At 30.2% G+C, this 26,976-nt stretch carries 22 protein-coding genes and 1 pseudogene; all 23 read left to right on the top strand.

Annotation, left to right across the window (positions count from 1 at the left end; genetic code table 11):
- Positions 1 to 4 precede the first annotated feature (4 nt).
- The 23 genes and pseudogenes from CDLVIII_RS29570 (at position 5) to CDLVIII_RS27445 (ending at position 26,864) form a co-directional block, all read left to right on the top strand.
- On the top strand, positions 5 to 1,009 hold the full coding sequence (locus CDLVIII_RS29570) for a glycosyltransferase family 2 protein (protein WP_009172768.1): 1,005 nt from the start codon (positions 5 to 7) through the stop codon (positions 1,007 to 1,009).
- Positions 1,006 to 2,145, top strand: a complete 1,140-nt coding sequence (locus CDLVIII_RS27560; RefSeq protein WP_009172767.1) for a CDP-glycerol glycerophosphotransferase family protein — start codon at positions 1,006 to 1,008, stop codon at positions 2,143 to 2,145. Before CDLVIII_RS29570 ends, CDLVIII_RS27560 begins: the two co-directional genes overlap by 4 nt.
- Before the next feature lie 125 nt (positions 2,146 to 2,270).
- Entirely contained in the window at positions 2,271 to 3,359 is a 1,089-nt protein-coding gene (locus CDLVIII_RS27555) for an acyltransferase family protein (protein ID WP_009172766.1), read from the top strand.
- Between the two features lie 39 nt (positions 3,360 to 3,398).
- The gene (locus CDLVIII_RS27550) at positions 3,399 to 3,620 is read left to right on the top strand and encodes a hypothetical protein (protein WP_009172765.1); all 222 of its coding nucleotides are present in this window, start codon (positions 3,399 to 3,401) and stop codon (positions 3,618 to 3,620) included.
- A gap of 106 nt (positions 3,621 to 3,726) precedes the next feature.
- Positions 3,727 to 4,374 (top strand): annotated as a pseudogene (locus CDLVIII_RS27545) (IS30 family transposase); the annotation flags it as partial.
- A gap of 104 nt (positions 4,375 to 4,478) precedes the next feature.
- Entirely contained in the window at positions 4,479 to 4,847 is a 369-nt protein-coding gene (locus CDLVIII_RS27540) for an IS66 family insertion sequence element accessory protein TnpB (protein ID WP_186005530.1), read from the top strand.
- Positions 4,837 to 5,118, top strand: coding sequence for an IS66 family insertion sequence element accessory protein TnpB (gene tnpB / locus CDLVIII_RS27535; RefSeq protein WP_009172762.1), 282 nt, complete (start codon positions 4,837 to 4,839; stop codon positions 5,116 to 5,118). The genes CDLVIII_RS27540 and tnpB overlap by 11 nt, the downstream gene beginning before the upstream one ends.
- Positions 5,119 to 5,289: 171 nt before the next feature.
- Positions 5,290 to 5,631, top strand: a complete 342-nt coding sequence (locus CDLVIII_RS32810) for a transposase (protein ID WP_347462058.1) — start codon at positions 5,290 to 5,292, stop codon at positions 5,629 to 5,631.
- Positions 5,628 to 6,926 (top strand): IS66 family transposase, encoded by a 1,299-nt coding sequence (locus CDLVIII_RS27530; RefSeq protein WP_347462056.1) that lies wholly within the window; start codon positions 5,628 to 5,630, stop codon positions 6,924 to 6,926. The genes CDLVIII_RS32810 and CDLVIII_RS27530 overlap by 4 nt, the downstream gene beginning before the upstream one ends.
- Before the next feature lie 209 nt (positions 6,927 to 7,135).
- On the top strand, positions 7,136 to 9,559 hold the full coding sequence (locus CDLVIII_RS32420) for an Ig-like domain-containing protein (RefSeq protein WP_009172761.1): 2,424 nt from the start codon (positions 7,136 to 7,138) through the stop codon (positions 9,557 to 9,559).
- A 221-nt stretch (positions 9,560 to 9,780) separates the two neighbouring features.
- The gene (locus tag CDLVIII_RS32415) at positions 9,781 to 10,113 is read left to right on the top strand and encodes an Ig-like domain-containing protein (protein WP_009172760.1); all 333 of its coding nucleotides are present in this window, start codon (positions 9,781 to 9,783) and stop codon (positions 10,111 to 10,113) included.
- Positions 10,101 to 10,379 carry a hypothetical protein gene (locus tag CDLVIII_RS32410; RefSeq protein WP_009172759.1) on the top strand — a complete coding sequence of 93 codons (279 nt, stop codon included), beginning with the start codon at positions 10,101 to 10,103 and terminating at the stop codon, positions 10,377 to 10,379. Before CDLVIII_RS32415 ends, CDLVIII_RS32410 begins: the two co-directional genes overlap by 13 nt.
- 432 nt (positions 10,380 to 10,811) lie before the next feature.
- Positions 10,812 to 12,362, top strand: coding sequence for an MBOAT family O-acyltransferase (locus tag CDLVIII_RS27510; RefSeq protein ID WP_347462054.1), 1,551 nt, complete (start codon positions 10,812 to 10,814; stop codon positions 12,360 to 12,362).
- Positions 12,349 to 13,698 carry an SGNH/GDSL hydrolase family protein gene (locus CDLVIII_RS27505; protein ID WP_009172757.1) on the top strand — a complete coding sequence of 450 codons (1,350 nt, stop codon included), beginning with the start codon at positions 12,349 to 12,351 and terminating at the stop codon, positions 13,696 to 13,698. The genes CDLVIII_RS27510 and CDLVIII_RS27505 overlap by 14 nt, the downstream gene beginning before the upstream one ends.
- A 26-nt stretch (positions 13,699 to 13,724) precedes the next feature.
- Positions 13,725 to 15,239 carry an amino acid adenylation domain-containing protein gene (locus CDLVIII_RS27500; protein ID WP_009172756.1) on the top strand — a complete coding sequence of 505 codons (1,515 nt, stop codon included), beginning with the start codon at positions 13,725 to 13,727 and terminating at the stop codon, positions 15,237 to 15,239.
- A gap of 33 nt (positions 15,240 to 15,272) precedes the next feature.
- Positions 15,273 to 15,500, top strand: coding sequence for a phosphopantetheine-binding protein (locus CDLVIII_RS27495; protein ID WP_009172755.1), 228 nt, complete (start codon positions 15,273 to 15,275; stop codon positions 15,498 to 15,500).
- Positions 15,501 to 15,652: 152 nt separating this feature from the next.
- Complete coding sequence (locus CDLVIII_RS32405) at positions 15,653 to 18,817, top strand: leucine-rich repeat protein (RefSeq protein WP_009172754.1); 3,165 nt, start codon at positions 15,653 to 15,655, stop codon at positions 18,815 to 18,817.
- A gap of 175 nt (positions 18,818 to 18,992) precedes the next feature.
- The gene (locus CDLVIII_RS31675) at positions 18,993 to 22,253 is read left to right on the top strand and encodes a leucine-rich repeat protein (RefSeq protein WP_009172753.1); all 3,261 of its coding nucleotides are present in this window, start codon (positions 18,993 to 18,995) and stop codon (positions 22,251 to 22,253) included.
- A 57-nt stretch (positions 22,254 to 22,310) separates the two neighbouring features.
- Complete coding sequence (locus CDLVIII_RS27465; RefSeq protein ID WP_009172752.1) at positions 22,311 to 22,634, top strand: hypothetical protein; 324 nt, start codon at positions 22,311 to 22,313, stop codon at positions 22,632 to 22,634.
- A gap of 266 nt (positions 22,635 to 22,900) precedes the next feature.
- A complete protein-coding gene (locus CDLVIII_RS27460) occupies positions 22,901 to 23,638 on the top strand; it encodes an Ig-like domain-containing protein (RefSeq protein ID WP_009172751.1) in 738 nt (245 codons plus the stop codon).
- On the top strand, positions 23,629 to 24,723 hold the full coding sequence (locus CDLVIII_RS31670) for an Ig-like domain-containing protein (protein WP_009172750.1): 1,095 nt from the start codon (positions 23,629 to 23,631) through the stop codon (positions 24,721 to 24,723). Before CDLVIII_RS27460 ends, CDLVIII_RS31670 begins: the two co-directional genes overlap by 10 nt.
- A gap of 358 nt (positions 24,724 to 25,081) precedes the next feature.
- A complete protein-coding gene (locus CDLVIII_RS27450; protein WP_009172749.1) occupies positions 25,082 to 25,897 on the top strand; it encodes an HAD family hydrolase in 816 nt (271 codons plus the stop codon).
- Positions 25,898 to 26,024: 127 nt separating this feature from the next.
- Positions 26,025 to 26,864 (top strand): potassium channel family protein, encoded by an 840-nt coding sequence (locus CDLVIII_RS27445; RefSeq protein ID WP_009172748.1) that lies wholly within the window; start codon positions 26,025 to 26,027, stop codon positions 26,862 to 26,864.
- Positions 26,865 to 26,976: the final 112 nt, after the last annotated feature.

Below are 26,976 nucleotides of genomic sequence, written 5' to 3'. Positions count from 1 at the left end.
AACAATGATAAGTATTATAATACCATGCTATAATTCTAAAAAATATATGGAAAAGAATATAAATTCTTTGTTGAGCCAGACATGTAAGGAATTCAGGGTAATATTCATAGATGATGGTTCTAGTGACAATGTAGAACGATATATTAGAGAAAAATTTGAAAAGCATGATATTAAATTTGATATTTATGTAATAGAACATAGGGGTGTAGGATATGCTAGAAATTTAGGCATTAAGGTAAGTTCTACACCATATACAATGTTTCTAGATGCCGATGATTATTTATTGGATAATACAGTTGAGCTATTTGTTAACTCTATTAGAAATGAAACGGCGGATATCATCTTAGGAGAGTATATGCATGAAGTTTCAAACAAGATAGTGTGGAAATATGAAGATGCATATAAGAAAATCAGTAATAGAATATCAGGAGAAGAACTTTTAAGTCTAATTTTTGATAATCTAGTACATATTTGTACTTCAAATGTAATATACAAAACAGATATAATAAAAAAAGAATCTTTTAAAGAGAATAGTTTATATCACGAAGATTTGAATTTGTATTACAAAGTGATAGCCAAGGCAAAAACTATTACATTTATACCTCAGGTATTAATGGCATATGTTATGAGAGAAAAATCATTGTCACATGATTTAAGTATAGAAAAACTTAAGCAAGGTATAGATATGTTGCAAGATTTAAAAGATACGTTTGTTAATGAGGGCGTGTCGAGCATAATAATAAAAAAAATTGATACAAAGGTTATACCTAATACATGTTTTCTTTTTTTTAATAAGCTTTGTTTATCAGAGGCAAATTTAATTAGGGTATATGAAGAAAGTGGATACTTTGAAACGATGAAACATACTAAGTTGGAAAATAGAAGTATAACATCATGTGTTAAATACCTACGAATTAAGCTTATTGCATATTTTCCTAATGTATATAAAAATATTTGGAAAATATATCAGGAGACTATTAAAAGTTTAATTAGGAGGCAAAATAGTTGAAATCTATTTTAGGAAGAATATTTGCTTTAATATTTAAAATATTTAGTTTATGGAAAATACATAATAATAAAATTACTTTTATAATGACACATGATGATAAGTTCAATGGAAATATTAAATATGTTTATGAACAAATAAAATTAGATTATCCAAATTATAAAATTAATGTTATTAGCAGGAAGGATTACAGTATTAGAAAAATAAGAAGATTTAAGGATGTAGCTTACTTATTTATTCAAGTAACAGAATTGTATTTAAGAAAGAATTACCATTTAGCTACAAGTAAATATATTTTTTTGAATAATATTTTTATTACAGGAGCTTATTTAAAATTTAAAAAAGATGTTAAAGTAATACAGTTGTGGCATGCTATTGGAACATTTAAAAAATTTGGAGAAGAATATGCACCATCTGTTAAACTTAATGAATTGCAAAAAAAAGCAAATTCAATTTATACAGATTTAGTAGTATGTTCTAGTAAGGATATTTCTATTTATGCTAAAGCGTTTAATGTGAAAAAAGATAAAATTAAGGTAGTAGGAAGTCCGAATTGTGATTTATTCCATAATAGTGAAAAAATCAATAATATTAAAAAATCGATACTTAAACAGTACCCACAAATCAAAAACAAACGGATTATATTATATGCACCAACTTTTAGGGATGAAATTGAAGATAATAAAAAAGTATTAGAATACGTTAATATAATGGCAGAGAGTATTGATGAAAATTGTGTCGTATTATTAAGATTACATCCGCATATCTATAAACAATATGAGTATGGCAATAAATTTAATAATATAATAGATATGTCAGGATATGAAGATGTTAATGAATTAATGCTTATATCAGATTTATTGATTACAGATTATTCTTCTTTATTTTATGAATATAGCTACCTAGAAAAACCAATTATATTTTTTGCTTTTGATTTAAAAAGATATGAAAAAAGTAGAGGATTTTATTATGATTATACTGGATTTGTTCCTGGAGAAGTGATTTATGAGATAAAAGAATTAATTAACAAAATTAATAGTCATAATATAGTAAATAGAAGCATTGAATTTAAAAAGGAATATTTTAATTATGTTGATGGAAAATCATCTGATAGAGTATTATCAGCTTATTTAGAATAAAATATAAAAATATATTTATTTTTAACAGTACAAAATAAAGTAAATGATTTTATAAAGTATAAGTTTTGTTAATTAGAAACTTACATATAATTGTTTCAAATTATAATAATTTTGGGGGGAGAATAGTGAGTAATTATAGCAATAGGTTATTGTATACTCTAGAAGATAATAGTATTGAATTAAAAAAAGATAAGATGGGGAGAATTTTATTTTGGGATAACCTTAAATTTTTATTAATCTTAGTAGTTGTAGTAGGGCATTTTGCTGATTTCTATTCAACTTCTTCAATGAAAATGAAAGAACTATTTCTATTTATATATATATTTCATATGCCTTTATTTATATTTGTTTCGGGTTATTTCTCTAAAAAGATTATTAATGTAAAACAATTTAAAATAGAAAAAGTATTTTCATATTTAGTACTATATTTTTTGTTGAAAGTATGTTTTTTTATTCTAAATAAATATTTATTTGGTAAAGTAGAAACTTATTTTACACTTTTTAATGAAAATGGAGTGCCTTGGTATTTATTGGCCATGAGTATCTGGCTTTGTCTTACATATGTGGTAAAGGATATTAAATCAATATATGTATTATTTTCTTCGATTCTTATAAGTGTTTTAGCGGGATATGATAAAACTGTAGGAGATTTTATTTGTTTATCAAGAATTCTAGTCTTTTTTCCATACTTTGTAGTAGGGTACTATATAAGTGAAGAGAGACTAATAAAAATTTTAAAATGTAATTGGCTAAAATGTATGTCTTTAATTTTTTTATTGATCACAATTATAGCTATTTGTATGTATGGACAAAATTTATATCAATTTAGAGGTTATTTTACTGGACGTAATTCATATATTGTTTTGAATGAACCTTTATATGGTGGTGTATATAGAATATTATTTTATGGATTATCCGTAATTATTTCGTTAGGAGTTATATTCGCTACTCCTAAATGCAATGTGTTTTTTACAAAATTTGGTTCTAGGACATTACAAGTATATTTCTTACATTATTTAATCTTATCATTATATATCCATTATAAATTGAATGATTATTTAATAAAGTCTTTCCCAAAGAGTTGGAAATTTATTTATTTATGTTTAGCTATAATGTTAACTTATCTGCTATCTTTAAAAATGTTTGAATATCCTTTTAAAAGAATAATGGGTATAAATTTAAATAAACTAAAAGTTTCTCAGTATGATATGTAATAAAGTAAATGAGTATTTGTAATAGAAATCTTGATTGAAATGCTTAACTATGTGGATGTAGGATGGAAAATCAAAGAAAATATACCTAAGGAGATTGTAGAGTATTTTGATGAAATGGATCAAAGTAACATGAATAAATCCCATTGTTTTCATGTGAAAAAGGTGGAAGAGTTAGGAGACATCAAAAATATAACGACATATATGGAAAAGAATATAAACTATAGAAAAGCAAATCTCTATGGTTTTAATTCATATTTATAAATGGACCTGTTGTAAAATGAAATTGAACTAATAAAAAATCCATAGTTGATTATTCTGTGTTATGATTTAATCGCTAAACAAAAAATATACACGGAGGATAATCACTTTGGACTACCCAAATAATAGCACAAAATCACGTAAAAATAAACATTTGAATTTTGAAGAGCGTATGCTTAGCCAGCTTCATCTAAAAGATGGCTTTTCACCTTATAAGATAGAAAAAGAGTTAAAAAGTCCTATAAACACTATCTTAAATGAAATTAGACGTGGAACTACAACTCAAATTATTCAAGGAAAATATGTTGAAGTATACTTTGCTGATACTGGCGAAGCTATCGCTAGCGGTAGATTTAAGCGTTCTCAAATGATTTGCACAAAGACATTGTATAATCATATAGATATTGGTTTATTAGATGTAAAAAACACTGATTTACCAATGAAGCTACGTAGAAATACAAAGCCTACTAGAATTAAAAATCATAAGAAAAAACTTGGTTCTAGCATATCAGATCACCCATTAGAGATAAACACTCGCAACGAGTTTGGTCATTGGGAAATTGACACTGTTATTGGTCAAAAATCTAATAATGATAATGTACTACTTACAATAGTAGAGCGTAAGACTAGATATGCTATGGTAATTGATATTGTATCGAAAACCGCCGAATCAGTTACTGATGCTCTCAATAGAGTACGTAGTTTATTTGGCAATCAATTTAGTCAAGTTTTTAAGACTATAACTGATGATAATGGCGTAAACGATAGAACATGAGTACCTCGCATCAGGTTTGAATTTTTGAGATAATTAATCAAAGCTTTAAAAAACTACAAGTTTTTCAAAGTAACTAAACTAGTTTTTTGGAGGTACTAATGGATAAAACAACTCATGAAATGCGATTAATGCATTGGACATCTATTATAAGCGAATGCCGTAGTAGCGGCAAGGGTGTTAGATCTTGGTGTAATGAAAACAATATTAATGAAAAACAATTTTACTATTGGCAGCGCCGTGTTAGAGGACAAGTATTCAAGACACTGAAAAATACTGAATCTCAGAAGCAAATAAATTTTGTTCAACTCCCAGTACCTATTGAATCTTCAATAACTACTCCTTCCTTTAAGTCTGACATAGTTATACACGTCGGAAATAACGTGCTAGAAATTTCTAACACTGTTTCGGAAAATTTACTTTCTATGGTTTTGAAGGTGATGTCGAATGTTAAATAATGCATCTGGTTTTAAAAAAATCTACATTGCCTGCGGCTACAGCGATTTGAGAAGAGGTATCGTAGTGCAGCAAGAATTTAAACTCGATCCCTTCAATAGTGAAATCCTATTTTTATTTTGCGGCAGAAAAACAGATCGTATTAAAAAAGGTCTTTTATGGCAAGGTGATGGATTTCTTCTTTTATATAAGCGCCTTGAAATTGGAAAATTTCAATGGCCGCGTAATGAAGATGACGTTAAAGCCATTTCAATTCAGCAATTAAATGGTTAATGGAAGGACTTTCTATTGATCAAAAGAAAGCTATTAAAACTATAGCTCCTGGTTAAGATTTTATAACTTAGTTATCCACAATGGAGACTTTGATTACAAGGCTTTTCCACAATTTTTATAAATTGTATTTTTTCTATTGTATATGGCTTTTTTATATGGTATCTTGTCCATATGGATAAGAGATATACAGAAGCCGAATTAAAAAAACTTAATAAGGAAGATATGATTTCGATTTTCATGACTATGCAAAAGCTTGTAGAAAATCTTTCTTTGACTTGTGCTGAACAAAAGGTTCAACTAGAGCAAGTAAATCAAAATATGAACTTGATTTTAGAACAACTACGTATTTCAAAAACTAAGCAATTTGGTCGTTCTTCAGAAAAGATGGTTTATGATGGTCAGTTAAAATTGGAATTGTGTTTCGATGAAACAGAAGCGACTATTGTTAATAAGTATGTTGTAGAACCTTATATGGAAGAAGTCTGTCCCAAAGCATACAAACGTAAAAAGTGAAAGGTCAACGTGAGGAAGAGTTAAAGGGTATTCCAGTTGTAGTGATTAATCATGAATTATCTGGCGAAGAGCTTAATGAACGTTTGGGCAATAAATGGAAACGCCTTCCGGATGAAGTTTATAAAAGACTTGCTTTTCACCCAGCTAAATTTGAAGTGGAAGAACATCACGTTGCAGTTTATGCTGGAAAAGATAATGAAACTATTATCAGAGGCAATCGCCCAGCCGACTTGTTAAGATGTAGTATTCGTACAACTTCACTTGGAGCTGCTATTATGAACAGCAAATATGTAAATGCTATTCCATTATATCGTCTTGAACAGGAATTTTTAAGAAATGATGTAGTTATTAGAAGACAGGTAATGGCTAATTGGGTAATTCGGTGTGGAGAAAGATATCTTTCACTACTTTATGATAGACTCCATAAAAAGCTATACAAATGCCAGGTGTTGCAGGCATATGAAACTCCCGTTTGCGTAAGCAAGGATGGGCGATCTGCTGGTGCTAAAAGCTACATGTGGGTTTATCGTACAGGTAAAATGCATGAAGGCTCTGCTATTGTACTTTATGAATATCAGAAGACACGTAATTCCAACCATCCGCGTGAATTTTTGAAAAGTTATTCTGGCATAGTTGTTACAGATGGATATCAGGTTTATCATAGCTTAGAGAAAGAATTTGAAGACCTTAGAATTGCAGGATGCTGGAGTCATGCTAGGCGACGTTTTGCAAATGTTGTAAAGGCTCTTGGTAAAGAAAAGGCTAAAGGAACTCTTGCAAATGACGCATTAAAGCAAATAGCCTCTATTTATAAAGTAGAAGGCTTATTGAGTGAGCTCTCATCAGAGGAGCGTCAAAAGCAAAGGCAATTGACTGTAAAACCGCTGATAGAGGATTTCTTCGCATGGGTAAAAGAACATCAGAATGCTGTTCTTCTGAAATCTGAAACAGGAAAAGACTTTACCTATTGCATTAATCAAGAAAAATATCTTAGAGTTTTTCTTGAAGATGGTAATGTTCCAGCTGATAATAATGCAGCTGAAGGAAGTATTCGAGGCATCTGCATCGGAAAACGTAATTGGCATCTTATCGACACCGTTGATGGTGCTAAAACTAGTGCTATTATTTACAGTATTGCAGAAACAGCTAAAGCAAATAATTTGAAGCCTTATAATTATTTCGAATTGCTTCTTACAGAAATTCCAAAGCATATGGAAGATACTAATCTAGATTTTCTTGAGGATCTTCTTCTATGGTCTGAAAAACTTCCACTTGAGTGTAAGAAAATAAAATAGATATTTTTTAAGCCGCCATGAATGGCGGCTTTATTCATATAAGTACTCATGATTTACCGTTTACGTTGCTTCCTGTACGTATAAAAGCCATTTATATAATAATTTAATGAAAAAGCTAAAAAGATGAATTATGTATTAAAATATGGAAACTATGTCGATTTAATGATAATATAGTCTTACACTAACATAATTAGTATGGGGGAATATTTATGAAATTAAAAAGATGGACAAGCATATTAGTACTAATGGTGTCTTTTTTAGGCGTAAGCAACTATATTCCAGCGAATGCGACTGAAATATCAGCTTCTATTATGCAAAACAGAGATAACACAGTAAATGAATCACAAAGTGAATACAAAAATGTATTGGAGGAGGATACTACAACTCCTGCTGCTACTCAAGTTTCAATTACTTCGGAGACACAGCAAAATGAGAAAAATAATGCAAATATAGTAGATTCATCTCTTAAAACAGTAACAGAAACATATGTTAATCCGATGTATAAAGATGTGGATTTAGAATCATCTTCATCTGCTAGTAATACATTTAGTAGTTTTTCAACACTTACAGGGACAAGCCAACAAGCATTTGCGACAATAAAAGAAGCAAGCGATTATATGCGTGAGCAGATGGTAAAAAGGTCAGATACTATTACTTTTACTGTAAATACGTCATATTATCCTAATATTTCTGAAGACATTTTTAATTTAGCTATTGAGGATAGCGACAAAGCTAGCTCAAGTGAAGGGGATTATTTATATGCACATTTTAAATCGTATAATAGTAAGATGTCTTATAGTTCAAGTTATGTTATCTTTACCTATAATATTTCATATTTAACTACATATGAACAAGAACAAGAAGTAAATTCAAAAGTAAAAAATGTATTAGACAGTCTAAATGTTTACAATAGTGATGAATACACAAAAATTAAAGCAGTTCACGATTACATAGTACAAAATATAAAATATGATTATAGCTTACAAAATTATTCTGCATATAATGCAATTGTTGAGAATAATGTTGTATGTCAAGGCTTTGCATCCTTAACGTATAAGATTCTAAAGGAATTAGGAATAGGAGTACGTTATATCACTGGAATGGGCGGTGGTGGCGCACATGGATGGAATATAGCACGTATTAATGGAAAATGGTATAATATTGATAACACATGGGACGAAAATCTTTATTCATATAGTGATACTATAAGTTATAGATATTTTTTAAAAAACAATACAGATTTTGATGATCATATAAGAAACCCGGAATATGACACTGATTCATTTAACAAAGCATATGAGATGTCCAATGATTCATATGTATATTCACCAACAAAAGTCGAATCGGTAACATTAAATACAAATTCTTTAAACTGGACAGTAGGAAAAACAGGAACATTTACAGCAACAATCGCACCAAGTAATGCAAGCAACAAAGCAGTGACATGGGGGTCAAGTAACACAAAGGTAGCAACAGTAGATGCAAATGGAAAATTAACAGCAGTAGGAGCAGGAAGTGCAACAATAACATGTACAGCAAGTGATGGGAGTGGAAAATCTGCAACTTGTACTGTAACAGTAACGAATCCATTAACAAAGGTGACATCAGTAGCATTAAATACAGCAAATTTGAATTGGACAGTAGGAAAAACAGGAACATTTACAGTTACTGTAGGACCAAGTAATGCAAGTAATAAAGGTGTTACATGGAAATCAAGCAACACAAAGGTAGCAACAGTAGATGCAAATGGAAAGCTAACAGCAGTAGGAGCAGGAAGTGCAACAATAACATGTACAGCAAGTGATGGAAGTGGAAAATCTGCGACCTGTGTAGTTACAGTAACACCTGCGATAGTGAAAGCAACATCAGTAAAATTGAATACAAATAAGTTAAACTGGACAGTAGGAAAAACAGGAACTTTTACAGCAACAGTAGCTCCAAGTAACGCAAGTAATAAGGGTGTTACATGGAAATCAAGTAATACAAAGATAGCAACAGTAAGTTCAAATGGAAAGTTAACAGCAGTAGGAGTAGGAAGTGGAACAATAACATGCACAGCAAGTGATGGAAGCGGAAAATCTGCAACTTGTACTTTAACAGTAACGAATCCATTAACAAAGGTGACATCAGTAGCATTAAATACAGCAAATTTGAATTGGACAGTGGGAAAAACAGGAACATTTACAGTTACTGTAGGACCAAGTAATGCAAGTAATAAAGGTGTTACATGGAAATCAAGCAACACAAAGGTAGCAACAGTATATGCAAATGGAAAGCTAACAGCGGTGGGAGCAGGAAGTGCAACAATAACATGTACAGCAAGTGATGGAAGTGGAAAATCTGCGACCTGTGTAGTTACAGTAACACCTGCGATAGTGAAAGCAACATCAGTAAAATTGAATACAAATAAGTTAAACTGGACAGTAGGAAAAACAGGAACTTTTACAGCAACAGTAGCTCCAAGTAACGCAAGTAATAAGGGTGTTACATGGAGATCAAGTAATACAAAGGTAGCAACAGTAAGTTCAAATGGAAAGTTAACAGCAGTAGGAGTAGGAAGTGCAACAATAACATGCACAGCAAGTGATGGAAGTGGAAAATATGCAACTTGTGCTGTAACAGTAATCAAATAAAAAAACTTACAACATGATAGTGGAATTCGATAAAGGAGTTGTTTTAATAACAACTCCTTTATCGTAAAATAAAAAAAGATGGGTATAAATACAAATATTAAATATATATTGGATTGAGAGATATTTACTTAAACCATTTCACTATTATGGTATATATGATATAATATAAAATAGTATAATTTGGAAATAAAGGAATAATAATAATAAAAATCAAACTACATTTGAGAATTATTACAATAGTTTTTGTAATATCAATGTTGATGCAACTAGGGGAATTTACTACAATAACAGCTAATGCAGTAAGTATAGTAAAAGTAACATCAATAAAATTAAATACAAATAAATTAAATTGGACAGTAGGAAAAACGGGAACATTTACAGCAACAATTGCACCAAGTAATGCAAGCAATAAAGACGTTACATGGAAGTCAAGCAATACAAAGGTAGCGACAGTAAGTTCAAGTGGAAAGTTAATAGCAGTAGGAGTGGGGAGTACAACAATAACATGTACTGCAAACGATGGAAGCGGGAAGTCTGCAACATGTGTGCAGTGACGGTAATAGATAAGGATATGATAACTCTTGATAGCACTAATGCTAATGTAAGTAATGGAGTCCTAACCTTAAAAACTAAATTGAATAATAAAAAAATTATAATTCCATCAAAAATAAATGGACAAACTATTACAAGTATAGGATCGAGTGCATTTAGTGGATGTAAGAAAGATGCAAAATATTATGTGAGTAATAAATCTATAAGGGATTTGCTTATCAATAGTAATTCTTCAATTAATGCAAATCAAATAATAATAAAAGCATAGTTCTACTTAAATAACAGTAGCGCTAATAATGATTTTTTTATAAGGGACAACAATCAAAATAATATGTAAATCAAAGAATAGATAAGATAAAGATACATAATCTTATCTATTTCTTTATTCAGAAAATAAGTTGAAAATTCTTAGAGTATATAATATATTTTAAATTTGACACGATTTTGACAAAATAATAAATTATAATATGTTAAGGTAAATTATAGATATGTTGCAATTAAAAATTTGAAATGTATAATTATTGCTAGAATCCGTACAGGATTTATTAAAATTATTTGTTAAGTATCAAATGTATATTGTTAATTACAATATATTTTATAAGAATGTATTTTTAGACAATGGTAGTTTATTTTAATGCTGGGATGTGAAATGATGTCATTTTTGGAATTTAATTTTTGGATTTTTTTATGTGTATTGATTTTGGCATATTATTTTTTGCCTAAAAAGTTTCAATGGTTATGTCTGCTTATTGGCAGCTATGTATTTTATACATTTGCTGGAGTAAAGACTGTTGGTTATATTATTTTTACGACAGCTAGTGTTTGGATTGGCTCAGTACTAATTAGTAAAATTAATGAGAAGATGGAAAGTGAATTAATTGAAAAAAAAGAATTTTTAGCACTGCAAGATAAGAAAAATATAAAAATTATGGCGAAGAAAAAACAGCGGATAATTTTTTGGTTTGTTTTATTAATTAATTTTGGAATTCTTGCATTTTTGAAATACTTTAATTTTTTAACAGAGAATATTACAGGATTAGTTAATCTGACAACAGGAAATAAAATAGAGCCGATTACCCTAGGATTATTACTGCCTCTTGGAATATCCTTTTATACATTTCAATCTATGGGATATTTTATTGATGTGTATAACGGTAAATATAAGGCGGAAAAAAACTTGTTTAAGTTTGCATTATTTATTTCTTTTTTTCCTCAAATTATACAGGGTCCTATTAATAGATTCGATAAACTAGCAAATCAGCTATATGGAGATCATAAATTTGACTTGAATAAATTTCAATATGGATTGCAGTTAATTTTATGGGGACTTTTTAAAAAGATGATAATTGCTGATAGAGCAGTAGCAGTTGTTAATCAGGTATTTGGTCATTATGACAAGTATGGTGGTGGTATTACAATAATAGGGATACTATTTTACTCATTGCAGCAATATGCTGATTTTTCTGGTGGAATAGATGTAGCTATGGGTATTGCTGAATTATTTGGAATTAATATGTCTATAAACTTTAAACGTCCGTATTTTTCAACTTCATTATCAGAATTCTGGCGTAGATGGCACATCTCACTAGGTTCTTGGATGAGAGATTATATTTTTTATCCCTTAGCACTTACCAAGCGAATGGGCAAAATGGGAAAATATGCCAATAAACATCTTGGTAAGAGAACTGGGAAAGTAATACCGGTTGCTATCGCGAATCTTGTAGTGTTTTTAGTTGTTGGGATTTGGCATGGCCCATATTGGCATTACGTAGCATGGGGCTTATACAATGGTATTATAATTGCTTTTAGTGCTATCTTAGAACCTTTTTATATATGGTTAAAAAAAATGACCAGAGTAAATACCAAATGTTTTCCGTATCATTTATTTAGAATATTAAGGACATTTTTTATTGTAAACTTAGGCTGGTATTTTGATAGGGGAAATGCACTACATGCTTCATTCTATATGCTGCATAATACTATAACGAATTTTAAGTTTAACGAATTAATGGATGGAACAATTCTTAAGCTTGGTATTAAGCCACATGATTTTATAGTGCTATTTGCAGCGACAATTATATTATTAATAATAAGTATAATGCAGGAAAATGGAATCAAAATTCGAGAGTTTTTGTCTCAAAAAAACTTGTTTCTTAGATGGGCAGTGCTTTATGCGTTAATTTTTGCAATTATCTGTTTTGATGCTAGTTCAACAAATTTACTGGGAGGTTTTATGTATGCACAATTCTAAAGCAGCATGGTTTAGAGTGATAATATTTATAATATTATTATTTATGATAAACTATACCTTAATATTTGTCTTTGTACCTAAGGGCGGAAATGCAAGGATGACTATGCGTGAAATGTATTCTCAAAAAGAAAATATTGATGTAGCGTTTATAGGTGCTTCATTATCAGAAAGAGATGTTTATCCTTACATTATGGATAAAAAATTAGGCGTAAAGACATTTGATTATGCATTTCCTTCACAAATGTTTGTTGGTACATATTATTCTTTAAAGGAATTGTTTGATTATCAGAAACCAAAATTAATTATTTTAACCGCAGAGCAGCTTAATTTCACAATAAAGGAAGAAAAAACTTTAGCATATACTAGTACTGCACCATATATGAAATCATTTATAAATCAAATAGAATATTATTTTATGTCCTCTGCCCTAGATGGGGCATATTTGGACAGGCTTTTTCCATGGCGTGGATATCATGTAAATTCTGTACAGGCTTTAATGAAAAATTTTCACGAAAAATTGGATAAGTCTTATATTAATTATCCAGAGCCAGGACAAGTGGAGGATTTTGAAAAAAATAAAACTGGTTATATAGGAAACGGAGCTATAAAATTGAATCCTAATGATCCAAATGGAACTATTAATTATAATAATTTAAAAGTTTCTCGTACTAATAGAAATATCAGTGAGATACAGGGAAAGAATGTAGAATATTTAAAAAAAATATCTGAGTTATGTAAAGAAAATAATTGTGAATTAATTCTCTTGAATCCACCAGCTCCTGTATATCAAGTACTAAGAGTTAATAACTATTTTGATTTCAATAATGAGATAGCTAAAATTGCTAAGGACTTAAATATTGAGTATTATGATTATAGTTTAATTAAATCGGAATTATTTAAATTGAATGAAAATTATTTTTGCGATGGAGAGCATCTTAATAGTACAGGTGCGAAGGCTTTTTCAGAATCTTTTGCGGACTTCTTAAAATTAAGACAAAATGGTGAAGATATGGGTAAATATTTTTATACACCAGAAGAGTATAAAGCATCTATAAATTATATTGCAAATACATGGTTTAACTTTACAAAAGATGGGGGTAAAATAAAATTAACTGCTGATTCTACTCATGGAACTAAGGTGACTCCAGAATACCAATTTGTCTTAACAGATTTGGAAACAGGAGAGCAAAAGATAATACGGGATTATGATAAAAGTCCAACTTTTATTTTTGATTCATCAGAATATAAAAAATATAAAATACGAGTAAATGCTAGGGTAAATGGAGCTAGTGATGATAAATTAACTCGCTACTACGAAGAAGAAATTTCAAAATAAGATTTTTAGAAAGTGTAGGTAATAATATGGAGAAAAGTATTTTAACGTATCTTGAAAGATCAGAAAAAGAATTTCCGGATAAAATTGCTTTTTCTGATAATGAATATGAATTAACTTATCATGAGTTAGCTGAAGCAGCTCGTAGTATTGGAAGTTTTTTAGTGAGGGAAATAGGTACTCGTAAAGCGGTTGTTGTGTATATGGAAAAAAACGCCAGGAATATTGCAGCTTTTATGGGAGCTGCATATGCGGGGTGTTTCTATGTTCCATTAGATGCAAAAATGCCTATGGAACGAATTAATATAATATTAAAAACACTGCAGCCAGCTGTTGTAATTTATGATAATAAGACAGAAAAATTTCTTCCTCTTATGGAAACAGATTGCTTAAAGGTATTGTATGATGAGATTCACATGCTGCCACAGAATCCAGAGCAATTAGAAAATGCTCGAAGACAAATGATTGATACTGATCCTTTGTATATTCTTTTCACAAGTGGATCAACAGGAGTTCCTAAAGGTGTTATTGTATGCCATCGTTCCGTAATAGATTATGCAGATTGGGTCACCAAAACATTTGACCTAAATGAAAAAACAGTGTTTGGAAATCAAACACCATTTTATTTTAGTATGTCTGTATTAGATATATTTGCAACTATTCGAAGTGCTGCTACATTATACATTATTCCTAAAATGTTATTCTCTTTTCCTGTAAAATTATTAGAGTTTGTAAAAGAGAAAGAGATTAATACAATTTATTGGGTTCCTTCAGCGTTGAGTATAGTTGCAAATCTAGGAGCTTTAGATGTGGTACAAGTACCGAATTTAAGGAGAATTCTATTTGCAGGTGAAACAATGCCTACTAAGCAGCTTAATATTTGGCGTAGGCACGTTCCGCATGCAATGTATGCTAATTTATTTGGGCCTACTGAGATTACAGACATTGGAATTTATTATATAGTTGATAGAGAATTTAGGGATGATGAACCTATTCCAATAGGAGTGCCATGTGATAATGTGGGTGCGTTAGTAGTGAATGAGAATGGAGAGCTTATTGATGAATGTGGTAAGATTGGTGAATTATTAATTCGCGGTTCGTTCCTAGCTTGCGGATATTATAATAATCCTGAAAAGACAAAAGAGGTGTTCATACAAAATCCAGTAAATAATAGCTATCCTGAAACAGTTTATTGTACGGGAGATTTAGTTTACTGGAATGAAAATAGAGAATTAGTATATGCATCACGTAAAGATTTTCAAATTAAACATATGGGAAATCGTATTGAACTTGGAGAAATAGAAAATGCAATAGGTGCTTTAGATGGCGTAGATATGTGTTGCTGCCTATATAATATAGAAAATGATCATATTGTTGCGGTATATACAGGAGATTTAGATACAAAAGAAATGTCAAAGTTGTTAATGAAAAAGATTCCACGTTATATGATACCTAATGTATACCATAATCCATCAAATATGCCGCTTAATATGAATGGAAAAATTGATCGAACAAAACTAAAAAATGAATATATATCGAAATGAAAATTTTATATATTATGGTAAAGGAGAACTATTATGGAAAAATTAATTAAATTATTAGAAGAGGTTAGAGATGATGTGGATTTTAATGAGTGTAAGACTTTGGTGGATGAAGGAATTTTAGATTCATTTGATATTATTCAAATTGTCAATTTAATTGATGAAGAATACGATATTGAAATTCCAGCTATTGAAATAATCCCTGAAAATTTTAATAGTGCACAAGCCATTTTCAATATGATACAGCGTTTACAAGAAGAATAAATACAGAAGAGAAACCGTGCAGATATTAAGTTATCACATGGTTTTTTATTTTATTTAAATGTGGTATATATGTAATATTTTGTTTTGAGATAATTTTTGATATGGTATAATGTTATAATAAGTATAAATTATGGAAAATATGGAGGGATAACATGCTGAAAGCAAAAAGAAAAGAAATTATTACATTCTTGTTATTAACAATGTGTACAAGTTTGCTCCAAACTACTTTAGCACTTTCTGCAGAAAAGGATAATGAGAGAAGTATACTAATAAACTCAGCTCAAGTAACAGATTCAAAGGCAGGTACTACTGAAGAAAATACTATTATAGAAGCAGCGGATAATAAGCTTGTCAATTCAAGTGCGAATAGTGAATCGGATTTTACATATGAGGTGGATTCAGGAACAATAATAATAACAGGATACACAGGTAGTGCAACGGATGTTATTATACCAAGTCAAATTAATGGAACTAGAGTAGGAGCATTAGGATACGGTGCATTTGCAAATTGTAATAATATAAAAAATGTAACTATACCAGATACTGTAACAAGCACAGGATATAATGTGTTTAAAAATTGTACTAATTTACAAAGTGTAAATATACCGCCCCATATGACATATATTGCGGATTATTCATTTTATGGATGTAGTAATTTATCAAGTATAACAATACCAAATAGCATAACATCAATATCTAAATCTGCATTTTATGGATGTAGCAAATTAACAAGTATAACCATACCAGATAGTGTGGGAAGTATAGGAGACTCAGCATTCTATGGATGCAGTAACTTAATAAATGTAAGTCTTCCGAATAATATACCTACTATAGCTGATTCTGTATTTTATGGATGCAGTAATTTAACAGGTATAACTATACCTAGTAGTGTAAGAAGTATAGGAAATTACGCATTTTATAGATGTAGTGCTTTGAAAAATATATCACTACCAGATAATGTAAAAAATATAGGATATGAGGCGTTTGAAAATTGTAGTAGCTTAATTAGTGTGAATATACCAAAAGGATTAACGCTTATAAATTCGCAGTTATTTCAAAATTGTACTAGTTTAACTAGTATTACCGTACCTGATAATATAACAGAAATAGATAGTCAAGCATTTTATGGATGTAGCAACTTACAAAATATCACTATACCAAACAGTGTGAAAACTATACATAATACTGCATTTGGAGAATGTACCAACTTAACAAGTATAATATTACCAAATAATTTAGCCAATATAAGTGAACAGATGTTTGAACAGTGTAGCAATTTAACAAGTATAACAATACCAGATAGTGTAACAACAGTAGGACGTTTTGCTTTTTATGGATGTAGCAATTTAAAAAGTATTACTATACCAAGCCATGTAACAAGTATAGATGAAAATGCATTTAAAGAATGCAGTAGTTTATCAAGTATAACTATTCCTGCCAGTGTAACAAGTATAAAGAGTAATGCATTTAATAATTGTGAAAAAGCACTATTTTATGTGGAGAATGAACAAATAAAAAATCTTTTAATCAGTGCGCTGGTAGATGAAAGTAAAATCATAGTAACTGGTAAATCGGATTTTGGATTTGATTCAAATACAGGAACAATAACAACATACAATGGAAGTGACACTCAGTTAATCATGCCAAGTACAATTAATGGAGTTCCAGTAACTAATATAGGGAAATCCTCATTTAAAAATCTTAGTAATATAACAAGTATAATCATTCAGGGAAATGTAATAAGTATAGGAGATTCTGCATTTCAAGGTTGTAGTAAGTTATCAAGTATAGTAATACCAAATTCTATTACAAGTATTGGTGATTCTGCGTTCTGGGGATGTAATAATTTAACAAGTATAACTATACCAGATAGTGTAAAAAGCATAGGAAATTATGCATTTGTAGATTGTAATAGTACATTGTTTTATGTACTTAGTGAAAAGACAAAGGAATTATTAGAAAGTGCTGGAGTAGACGAAAGTAAGATTGTTATAAAGGAACCACCAACAGTAAAAGTGACATCAGTTCTATTAAACACAAATGCTTTAAACTGGACAGTAGGAAAAACAGGAACATTTACAGCAACAGTGGCGCCAAGTAATGCAAGTAATAAAAGTGTTACATGGAAGTCGAGTAACACAAAGGTAGCAACAGTAGATGCAAATGGAAAATTAACAGCAGTAGGAGCAGGAAGTGCAACAATAACATGCACAGCAAGTGATGGAAGTGGAAAATATGCAACATGTGTAGTTACGGTAACTAATCCATTAACAAAGGTAACATCAGTAACATTAAATACAACAAATTTAAATTGGACAGTAGGAAAAACAGGAACATTTACAGTAACAGTGGCGCCAAGTAATGCAAGTAACAAAGGTGTTACATGGAAATCAAGTAACACAAAGGTAGCAACAGTTGATGCAAATGGAAAATTAACAGCAGTAGGAGCAGGAAGTGCAACAATAACATGCACAGCAAGTGATGGAAGTGGAAAATATGCAACATGTGTAGTTACGGTAACTAATCCATTAACAAAGGTAACATCAGTAACATTAAATACAACAAATTTAAATTGGACAGTAGGAAAAACAGGAACATTTACAGCAACAGTGGCGCCAAGTAATGCAAGTAATAAAAGTGTTACATGGAAGTCGAGTAACACAAAGGTAGCAACAGTAGATGCAAATGGAAAATTAACAGCAGTAGGAGCAGGAAGTGCAACAATAACATGCACAGCAAGTGATGGAAGTGGAAAATATGCAACATGTGTAGTTACGGTAACAAAACCAGCAACAGTAAAAGTGACCTCAGTAAAATTAAATACCAATAAATTAAACTGGACAGTAGGAAAAACAGGAACGTTTACAGCAACAGTGTTGCCAAGTAATGCAAGTAACAAAGGTGTTACATGGAAATCAAGTAACACAAAGGTAGCAACAGTTGATGCAAATGGAAAATTAACAGCAGTAGGAGCAGGAAGTGCAACAATAACATGCACAGCAAGTGATGGAAGTGGAAAATATGCAACATGTGTAGTTACGGTAACAAAACCAGCAACAGTAAAAGTGACCTCAGTAAAATTAAATACCAATAAATTAAACTGGACAGTAGGAAAAACAGGAACGTTTATAGCAACAGTGTTGCCAAGCAATGCAAGTAATAAGAATGTTATATGGAAATCAAGTAATACAAAGGTAGCAACAGTAAGTTCAAATGGAAAGTTAACGGCAGTAGGAGCAGGAAGTGCAACAATAACATGCACAGCAAGCGATGGAAGCGGAAAATATGCAACATGTGTTGTAACTGTAAAAAAATAAGTTTAGTTCATAGCAAATTAGGGCATTTAGAAAGATGTCTTAATTTGCATTTTTTATTTGAGTTTTTTGAATATTACAATGTAGTTTTTGAGTTTTAATTGGTATATATGTAATATTATGATAAAATATGAATATAGATACATAGATTTGTTATTTAAAGAGGGGAGAAAATAATATGCTCAAGATAATAGAGAGACAAGTTGGAAAGTTATTGTTTTTTTCAATTTGCATAAGCCTGTTGCCAAGCACAGTAGCATTTTCACAGGAGAAAACTACAAATGATACAAGGATTAATACAATAGTTCAGACAACAGGCCCGGCTGTAAGTATCAATAAAGAAAAGACTGTAACAGAATCATTAAATAATGAACTTGTTAATTCAGGCGTTACAAATGAAGCAAAATTTACATTTGATTCAAGTACAGGAACAATAACTGGATTTTATGGCTCTGATCAAGTAGTAGTCATACCAAGTACAATTAATGGGGTTACTGTAAAGAAAATAGGGGAAAATGCATTTTTTAGTTGTGATAATTTAACAAGTGTAACTATTCCTAGCAGTGTAACAAGTATAGGTTCTAGTGCATTTTCTTCGTGCAATTATTTGGTCAACGTGTCAATTCCTAACAGTGTGAAAAGTATAGGAGGGTGTGCATTTGAGTATTGTACTAGATTAGCAAGTATAACGATTCCGGATAGTGTAACAAGTATAGGATCAAGCGTATTTTATGAATGCAGTAGTTTAAAGAGCGTGAAATTTCCTAGTGGTTTGACAAGTATAGGTGATTGCGTATTTTATAATTGTAGCAGTTTAGATGACATAACAATACCAGATAATGTAACAAGTATAGGAAATGATGCATTTCTTAGTTGTACTAAATTAACAAGCATACATTTACCGGTGAGTTTGGATCATATAGGTAAAAATGCATTTATAAATTGTAGTGGTCTGAAGTCTGTGGTAATTCCTAAAAATGTAACAGGCATAGAAGATTATGCCTTTTATGATTGCACCAGTTTAAAAAGTATAACTATTCCAGACAGCGTAACAAGTATAGGGCAGCATGCATTTTACGATTGTGAAAATGCCTACTTCTATGTAGATAGTGAAAAAATGGAAAATATGCTTATTACTAAGTGTTATGTAGACGATAGAAGAATTATGTTTAATCAAAAGATAACAACTTTAACTTTAAATACATATAGTTTAAATTTGAGAAAGGGTAATAAAAGTTCACTAAAGGTGTCAATAATTCCTTGTTATGCAACTAACCAGGAATTGGAGTGGAAATCAAGTAATAGTAATATAGTTACAGTAGATGGAAATGGAAATTTAGATGCTGTTGGTGTGGGAAAGGTTCAAGTAACATGTAGAGCTACTGATGGAAGTAATGTAAGTGCAACATGTAATATAGTAGTAATAAATAATCAATCCGTTATAAATTTTGATGCAGATACAGGAACTATAATTGGATATGATCCTGGACCATATACAGAGGCAGTTATACCAAGTACAATTGATGGTGTGAAGGTAACAACTATAGGTGATAAAGCATTTGCTGATTGCAATACTTTAACAAGTATAACTTTACCTGATACTATAAAAAGTATAAATGATTATGCATTTTCAGGGTGTACTGCATTAACAAGTATAAATTTACCGAAGAACTTAATAAAAATAGGAGATTATGCATTAGAGTCTTGTTATAAATTAAAAAGTATAATAATACCTAATGGAGTAACAAGTATAGGAAATCATGCATTTGCCAGCTGTGGGACACTAACACAGGTAACAATACCGAATAGTGTAACAAGTATGGGAGATTACGCATTTTCTGAGGATGGTGGATTAACAAAGGTGTCTATGCCCAGTAGCATAAATAGAATAGGAAGAAGTACATTTCTTAGGTGCTATAAATTGACAAGTATAACAATACCAAATGGGGTAACAAGTATAGGTGAGTATGCATTTGAATTTTGTGAGAATTTACAAGGTATAATTATTCCTGAGAGTGTAACAAGCATAGAGGGGGAGTATGCGTTTAGAGGGATAAGTAATAATGCTATATTGTATATAGAGAATGAAGATGTAAAGGAACTTTTAATTAATTACGGTATAGATAAAAATAGCATAAAGTCTGTCCAAAAAGTCACCGAAGTTACATTAGATACAAATAGTTTGACGCTAGAAAAAGGAAAAACTAGTTCATTAATAGCAATAATTTATCCTGATAGCACAACCAATAAAACAGTAATATGGGAAACAAGTGATAGTGGAGTAGCCACAGTAGATGATGATGGGGAAATAACAGGAATCGGAGTAGGAAGTGCAATAATAACATGTACAGCAAGTGACGGAAGTGGGAAATATGCAACTTGCGTAGTAAATGTGACGCCTGCTGTAGTAAAGGTAATATCAGTGGCATTAAATACGAATAGTTTAAACTGGACAGTAGGGAAAACAGGAACATTTACAGCAACGATTTTGCCAAGAAATGCAAATAACCAAAGCGTAACATGGAAATCAAGCAACACAAAGGTAGCAACAGTAAGTTCAAGTGGAAAGCTAACAGCAGTAGGAGTAGGAAGTGCGACAATAACATGCACAGCAAGTGATGGAAGCGGAAAATATGCAACCTGTAAAGTAACAGTAACAAAGCCAACAAAAGTAACATCAGTAAAATTAAATACAAATAACTTAAATTGGACGGTAGGAAAAACAGGAACATTTACAGCAACAGTAGGGCCAAGTAATGCAAGTAATAAGGGTGTTACATGGAAATCAAGTAACACAAAGGTAGCAACAGTAAGTTCAAGTGGAAAGCTAACAGCAGTAGGAGTAGGAAGTGCGACAATAACATGCACAGCAAGTGATGGAAGCGGAAAATATGCAACCTGCAAAGTAACAGTAACAAAGCCAACAAAAGTAACATCAGTAAAATTAAATACAAATAACTTAAATTGGACGGTAGGAAAAACAGGAACATTTACAGCAACAGTAGGGCCAAGTAATGCAAGTAATAAGGGTGTTACATGGAAATCAAGTAACATAAAAGTAGCAACAGTAAGCTCAAGTGGAAAGCTAACAGCAGTAGGAGTAGGAAGTGCGACAATAACATGCACAGCAAGTGATGGAAGTGGAAAATATGCAACCTGCAAAGTAACAGTAACAAAGCCAACAAAAGTAACATCAGTAAAATTGAATACAAATAACCTAAATTGGACGGTAGGAAAAACAGGAACATTTACAGCAACAGTAGGGCCAAGTAATGCAAGTAATAAGGGTGTTACATGGAAATCAAGTAACACAAAAGTAGCAACAGTAAGCTCAAGTGGAAAGCTAACAGCAGTAGGAGTAGGAAGTGCGACAATAACATGCACAGCAAGTGATGGAAGCGGAAAATATGCAACCTGCAAAGTTATAGTAACTAAATAGACAATTTTATATTGCTATATAAGAGTTAAATATAAAATATACAAAAGCATAGAATTTATGATGTTTAATAAAAGGAGTAAAGTAATATGTTTAAAAGAAAAATTACTCATTAAATTATTAGTTTTAAGTGTATGTACAATTTTTTTGCAACCTACAGTGGCATTCGCTGAAAGTACAGGAAGAAATGTAATTGAAGTACCAGAATCAAGTACTAATAATGCAGTTCAATTATTTGATAAATCAATTATGACAGGGTTAATATCAAAAGTAGGATCAGTAGCTCCAAGTGCTAATATTAATCAAACAATTCAAGTAAGAATAGAGGAATGTGGAGATTTTATAAAAAGTTTAAATACAAAAAATATAATATTTGGAAGATAATTTAAAGGATTAACAATAAAATCAGCAGCAATAGTATATGCAAATCATACGTGTATAGTGAATGTAAGATTATCAGGAAACCTAAAAAAATCAACGGATATCGGAACAATAACAGTTAATATAGAGTAGTAAAAAGTTACTCTATTTTTATAATTATCGATAATAGTATAAAAATGAATTAAGTTAAATTTTTCATATTACATAATTATGAAAAATTTGATATAATTATGAAGTAAATAATATTATTTGGATTAAGGGGGACAATAATGAAAAGAAGAATGTCATCAAGAACATTTATATTTACATTTACAATGATATTGATATTGCAATTAGGAGGATTTTCTGCAATAGCAGCTAATGCAGAAAGTAAAGTTGAAGAAAATACTGTAACTATAAAAACTGCTAATGTAGCAGCGGCTTCAACAGTAAAGGTAACATCAGTAGCATTAAATACAACAAAATTAAATTGGGCAGTAGGAAAAACGGGAACCTTTACAGCAACAATATTACCAAGTAATGCGAGTAATAAAGGTGTTACATGGAAATCAAGTAATATAAAGGTTGCAACAGTAGATTCTAAGGGGAAATTAACAGCAGTAGGAGCAGGAAGTGCAACAATAACATGTACAGCAAGTGATGGAAGCGGGAAGTATGCGAACTGTGCAGTAACAGTAACAAAACCATCAACAGTAAAAGTGACATCGGTGGCATTAAATACAACAAAATTAAATTGGGCAATAGGAAATATAGGAACATTTACAGCAACAGTATTACCCAATAATGCTACCAATAAGGCAGTAACATGGAAATCTAGTAATACAAAGGTTGCAACAGTAGATTCTAAGGGGAAATTAACAGCAGTAGGAGCAGGAAGTGCAACAATAACATGTACAGCAAGTGATGGAAGTGGGAAGTATGCGAACTGTGTAGTAACAGTAACAAAACCATCAACAGTAAAAGTAACATCGGTGGCATTAAATACAACAAAATTAAATTGGCAATAGGAAAAACAGGAACATTTACAGCAACAGTATTACCAAATAATGCAAGCAATAAAGGCCTTATATGGAAATCAAATAATGTAAAAGTAGCAACAGTAAGCTCAAGTGGAAAATTAACAGCAGTAGGAGTAGGAACGGCAACAATAACATGTACAGCAAGTGACGGGAGTGGAAAATCAGCTGTTTGTGTAGTGACAGTAACGAATCCGTCAACAGTAAAAGTGACATCAGTAGCATTAAATACAACAAAATTAAATTGGGTAGTAGGAAAAACAGGAACCTTTACTGCAACCGTATTGCCTAATAATGCTACAAATAAGGCAATAACATGGAAATCTAGTAATACAAAAGTAGCAACAGTGAGTTCGAGTGGAAAATTAACAGCAGTAGGAGTAGGAACGGCAACAATAACATGTACAGCAAATGATGGAAGTGGAAAAAGTGCAACTTGTGTTGTGACAGTTCAATCAGGAAATATTACAGGTACATTTATAACAAAACCTCAGGTATTAGTTAAAGATAACGATGTAGTTTTAACATTTAAAGTTAACCAATCAGGAACTTATGCGTTAAAAGGAATAGAATATGATAGTAAAGGTGAGACTAATGATAGCGTCACTTGGGATGAACATGCATACAAAGCCGGTGATGTAAAAGAAATATCAATTTCAGACACATTAGCAGAAATGGAGCAAGGAAAGTATATAGTTTTTCAAATAACTCCTAAAGATGACGAAAGCTCTGTAGTGAAATCAGAAAAGATATCTATTACTAAAAGTGGGGAAATGAATGTTGATGTATCTAAAATTACTACATCAAAAAGTGATGAAAATATAATATTAAAAGCTAACAAAAATTTTGAAGCAGGAATTTATGTGATTTATGCCTATGAGAATAATACATATGATTGTTCTGTAGAATCTACTAAATGTGCTGGTAATACTTCTAGCTTAAAATTCAACGACTTTTGGGATGATGAAAGTATCACAAGCATGCAGATTGCAAGAGTTTATGATATAAATGTGGCATCAGATGGAAGTGCAACTTGTAAAGTTGAAATGAGTGATGAATTTATACCTTCAAAATAAAGAATAAGTTAATCAATAGTAGAAGGCTTAAATGCCATCTTAAAATATAGAAGATAAATTTCTATATTTTAAGATGGCTAATTTTTTGCAATAGTAAAGTCCTATTTTTACATCAAATAATTCTATGTACAATAATTGTGATTAGGTGATATATATATATATAATTTCTGTAAAAGTCATTATAACAAAATAGATAGTTTTATAAAATAGTGAAGAATTACTCTTTTTAGATAATTTTAAATATGATATTATAAAAAAATAATATAATAATTATATAACGTTTGTAGATTTTATAATAATAATTTTTTAGAGATAATCAAAGTTTAACATAATGCATTAATTAACTGGGGGGAAAAGTATGAAATATTTTTTCTTTGATATTGATGGAACAATAAAGCCGTATAACCATAGCATACCGGAATCAACTAAGAAGACTATAAAACGGTTAAAAGAATTAGGACATGTTGTATTCTTGGCCACAGGCAGAAGGGATAATGAAATTAAATCCATAATGAAAGAGATTGATGTTGAACATGCAATATGTGCAGGTGGAGGAACTGTTGTCATTAATAATAATATAGAGAACCAAGTATTTTTTGATAAAAAGAAGTTGAAAGATATATTAAAACAGTGCAGAAAGTATAATATAATTATGGTTAGTGTCTGTAAGGGAGAGTATTATGCACCATATCAAGGTATAAAATTTGATTTATATATGTTTCTTATTAAGGCGCTAAAAAAAATAAAGTTATTTAATAAAATAAAACTGGTTAATAGAGCATTTTTTACTTCTTACATAAATGCAAAATTTATAAATGAAGAAAAATTTTTAGAAAAGCCTACGCAAAAACTGTTGTTTTATAATTATGAATGTATTAATGAAATAGAAACAATTAGAGACTTTACAATTTATAATAATGGTTCTTATGTATATATTGAATTTGAATTCAAAGAAAGAGGAATAGAATATATAAGGAAAAGGAATAATTTGGAATTAGAAGATATTATTGTATTTGGAGATGGGAAAAATGATATAGGCATGTTTAATTATGCAAAAAATTCTATTGCAATGGGAAATGCATGTGAAGAAGTTAAAAAATTGGCATCATTTATAACTAAAAAAGATAATGAAGATGGAATAGAATATGCATGTAAACACTTTAATTGGATATAGGTGTATATTTAAGTTATATAAGTGATTTTGTTAATTTTGCATGATTAATACAAATTTTTTATAGAATATTGATTACTATAATTAATATGTGTTTCAATAAACCCATTGTTACGTAGGAGGTTGGAAAATGGGAGACATTATAATATTTTGTATGACAATAGTTAGTATTATATATTTATATTATATTTTATTTAAAAATAGAATATTTTTGTCACACTATTTAACTAGTACAGGAGGTAATAAACCTAAAATTTATAATGTAAAATTTTGTATGGTTTTTATCTTTATGTTAATCCACTTTATTATAGGGATAGCAGTTGGGATATTTGTATTTATAAATGAAAATGATAAAGGTGATTTGATTCGCATTTTTGTAGCTGTTAGCGCTTCATTGTTTATAATTTTATTATTATGGGTGATATATTTTGTAGTGATTATTGGATTTAAAGAAATTATAGCAATGAGTGATAAGGTGCTTAATATGATATTGATAAATTCAATTGTTACGTTTTCAATTTTATTTTATCAAATATATAATGAACAAGTTGAATATCCAGAAGCTTTTATAGGTGCGAGTATAGTATTATATGTTATTAATATTATATCAATTGCCAGGATAGTCACAGTTATATTAAAAAAGAAAGTATCAGTGAAGAGTATCTGGTGTATTTCTATAATTAACATTTCATTCGCAATTGTTTCATTAACTAATATAACTTTTAAGCTTCAGAGCATATATGGTAGCGATTGTTATAGCCGTGAATTAATATCATGGGGAGATGCGTTATATTTTGTGGTAATTACTTTTTTTACGGTAGGATATGGAGATTTATATCCGGTTTGTGAAGTATCAAAAATATTATCAATGGTTACAATTATAACTGGATTTATATTCTCAACAATTTTTGTATCAGCAGGGTTATCAGTAACGATTGAACATTTTGCTAATGTTAATAAAAAAGAATAATAATTTATATAAGTTATAATTTAATATATATATTGAGATTAAATTTAAGAATAAACTGGTTCTTTTGTCATTGAGTATTTGTTATGTAAAATGTTATACTTTATTAATATAG

This window comes from Clostridium sp. DL-VIII (genome assembly GCF_000230835.1).
GTDB lineage: Bacteria > Bacillota > Clostridia > Clostridiales > Clostridiaceae > Clostridium.
The sequence above is the reverse complement of the archived record's forward strand: the minus strand, read 5'-3'. Positions and strand labels throughout refer to the sequence as shown.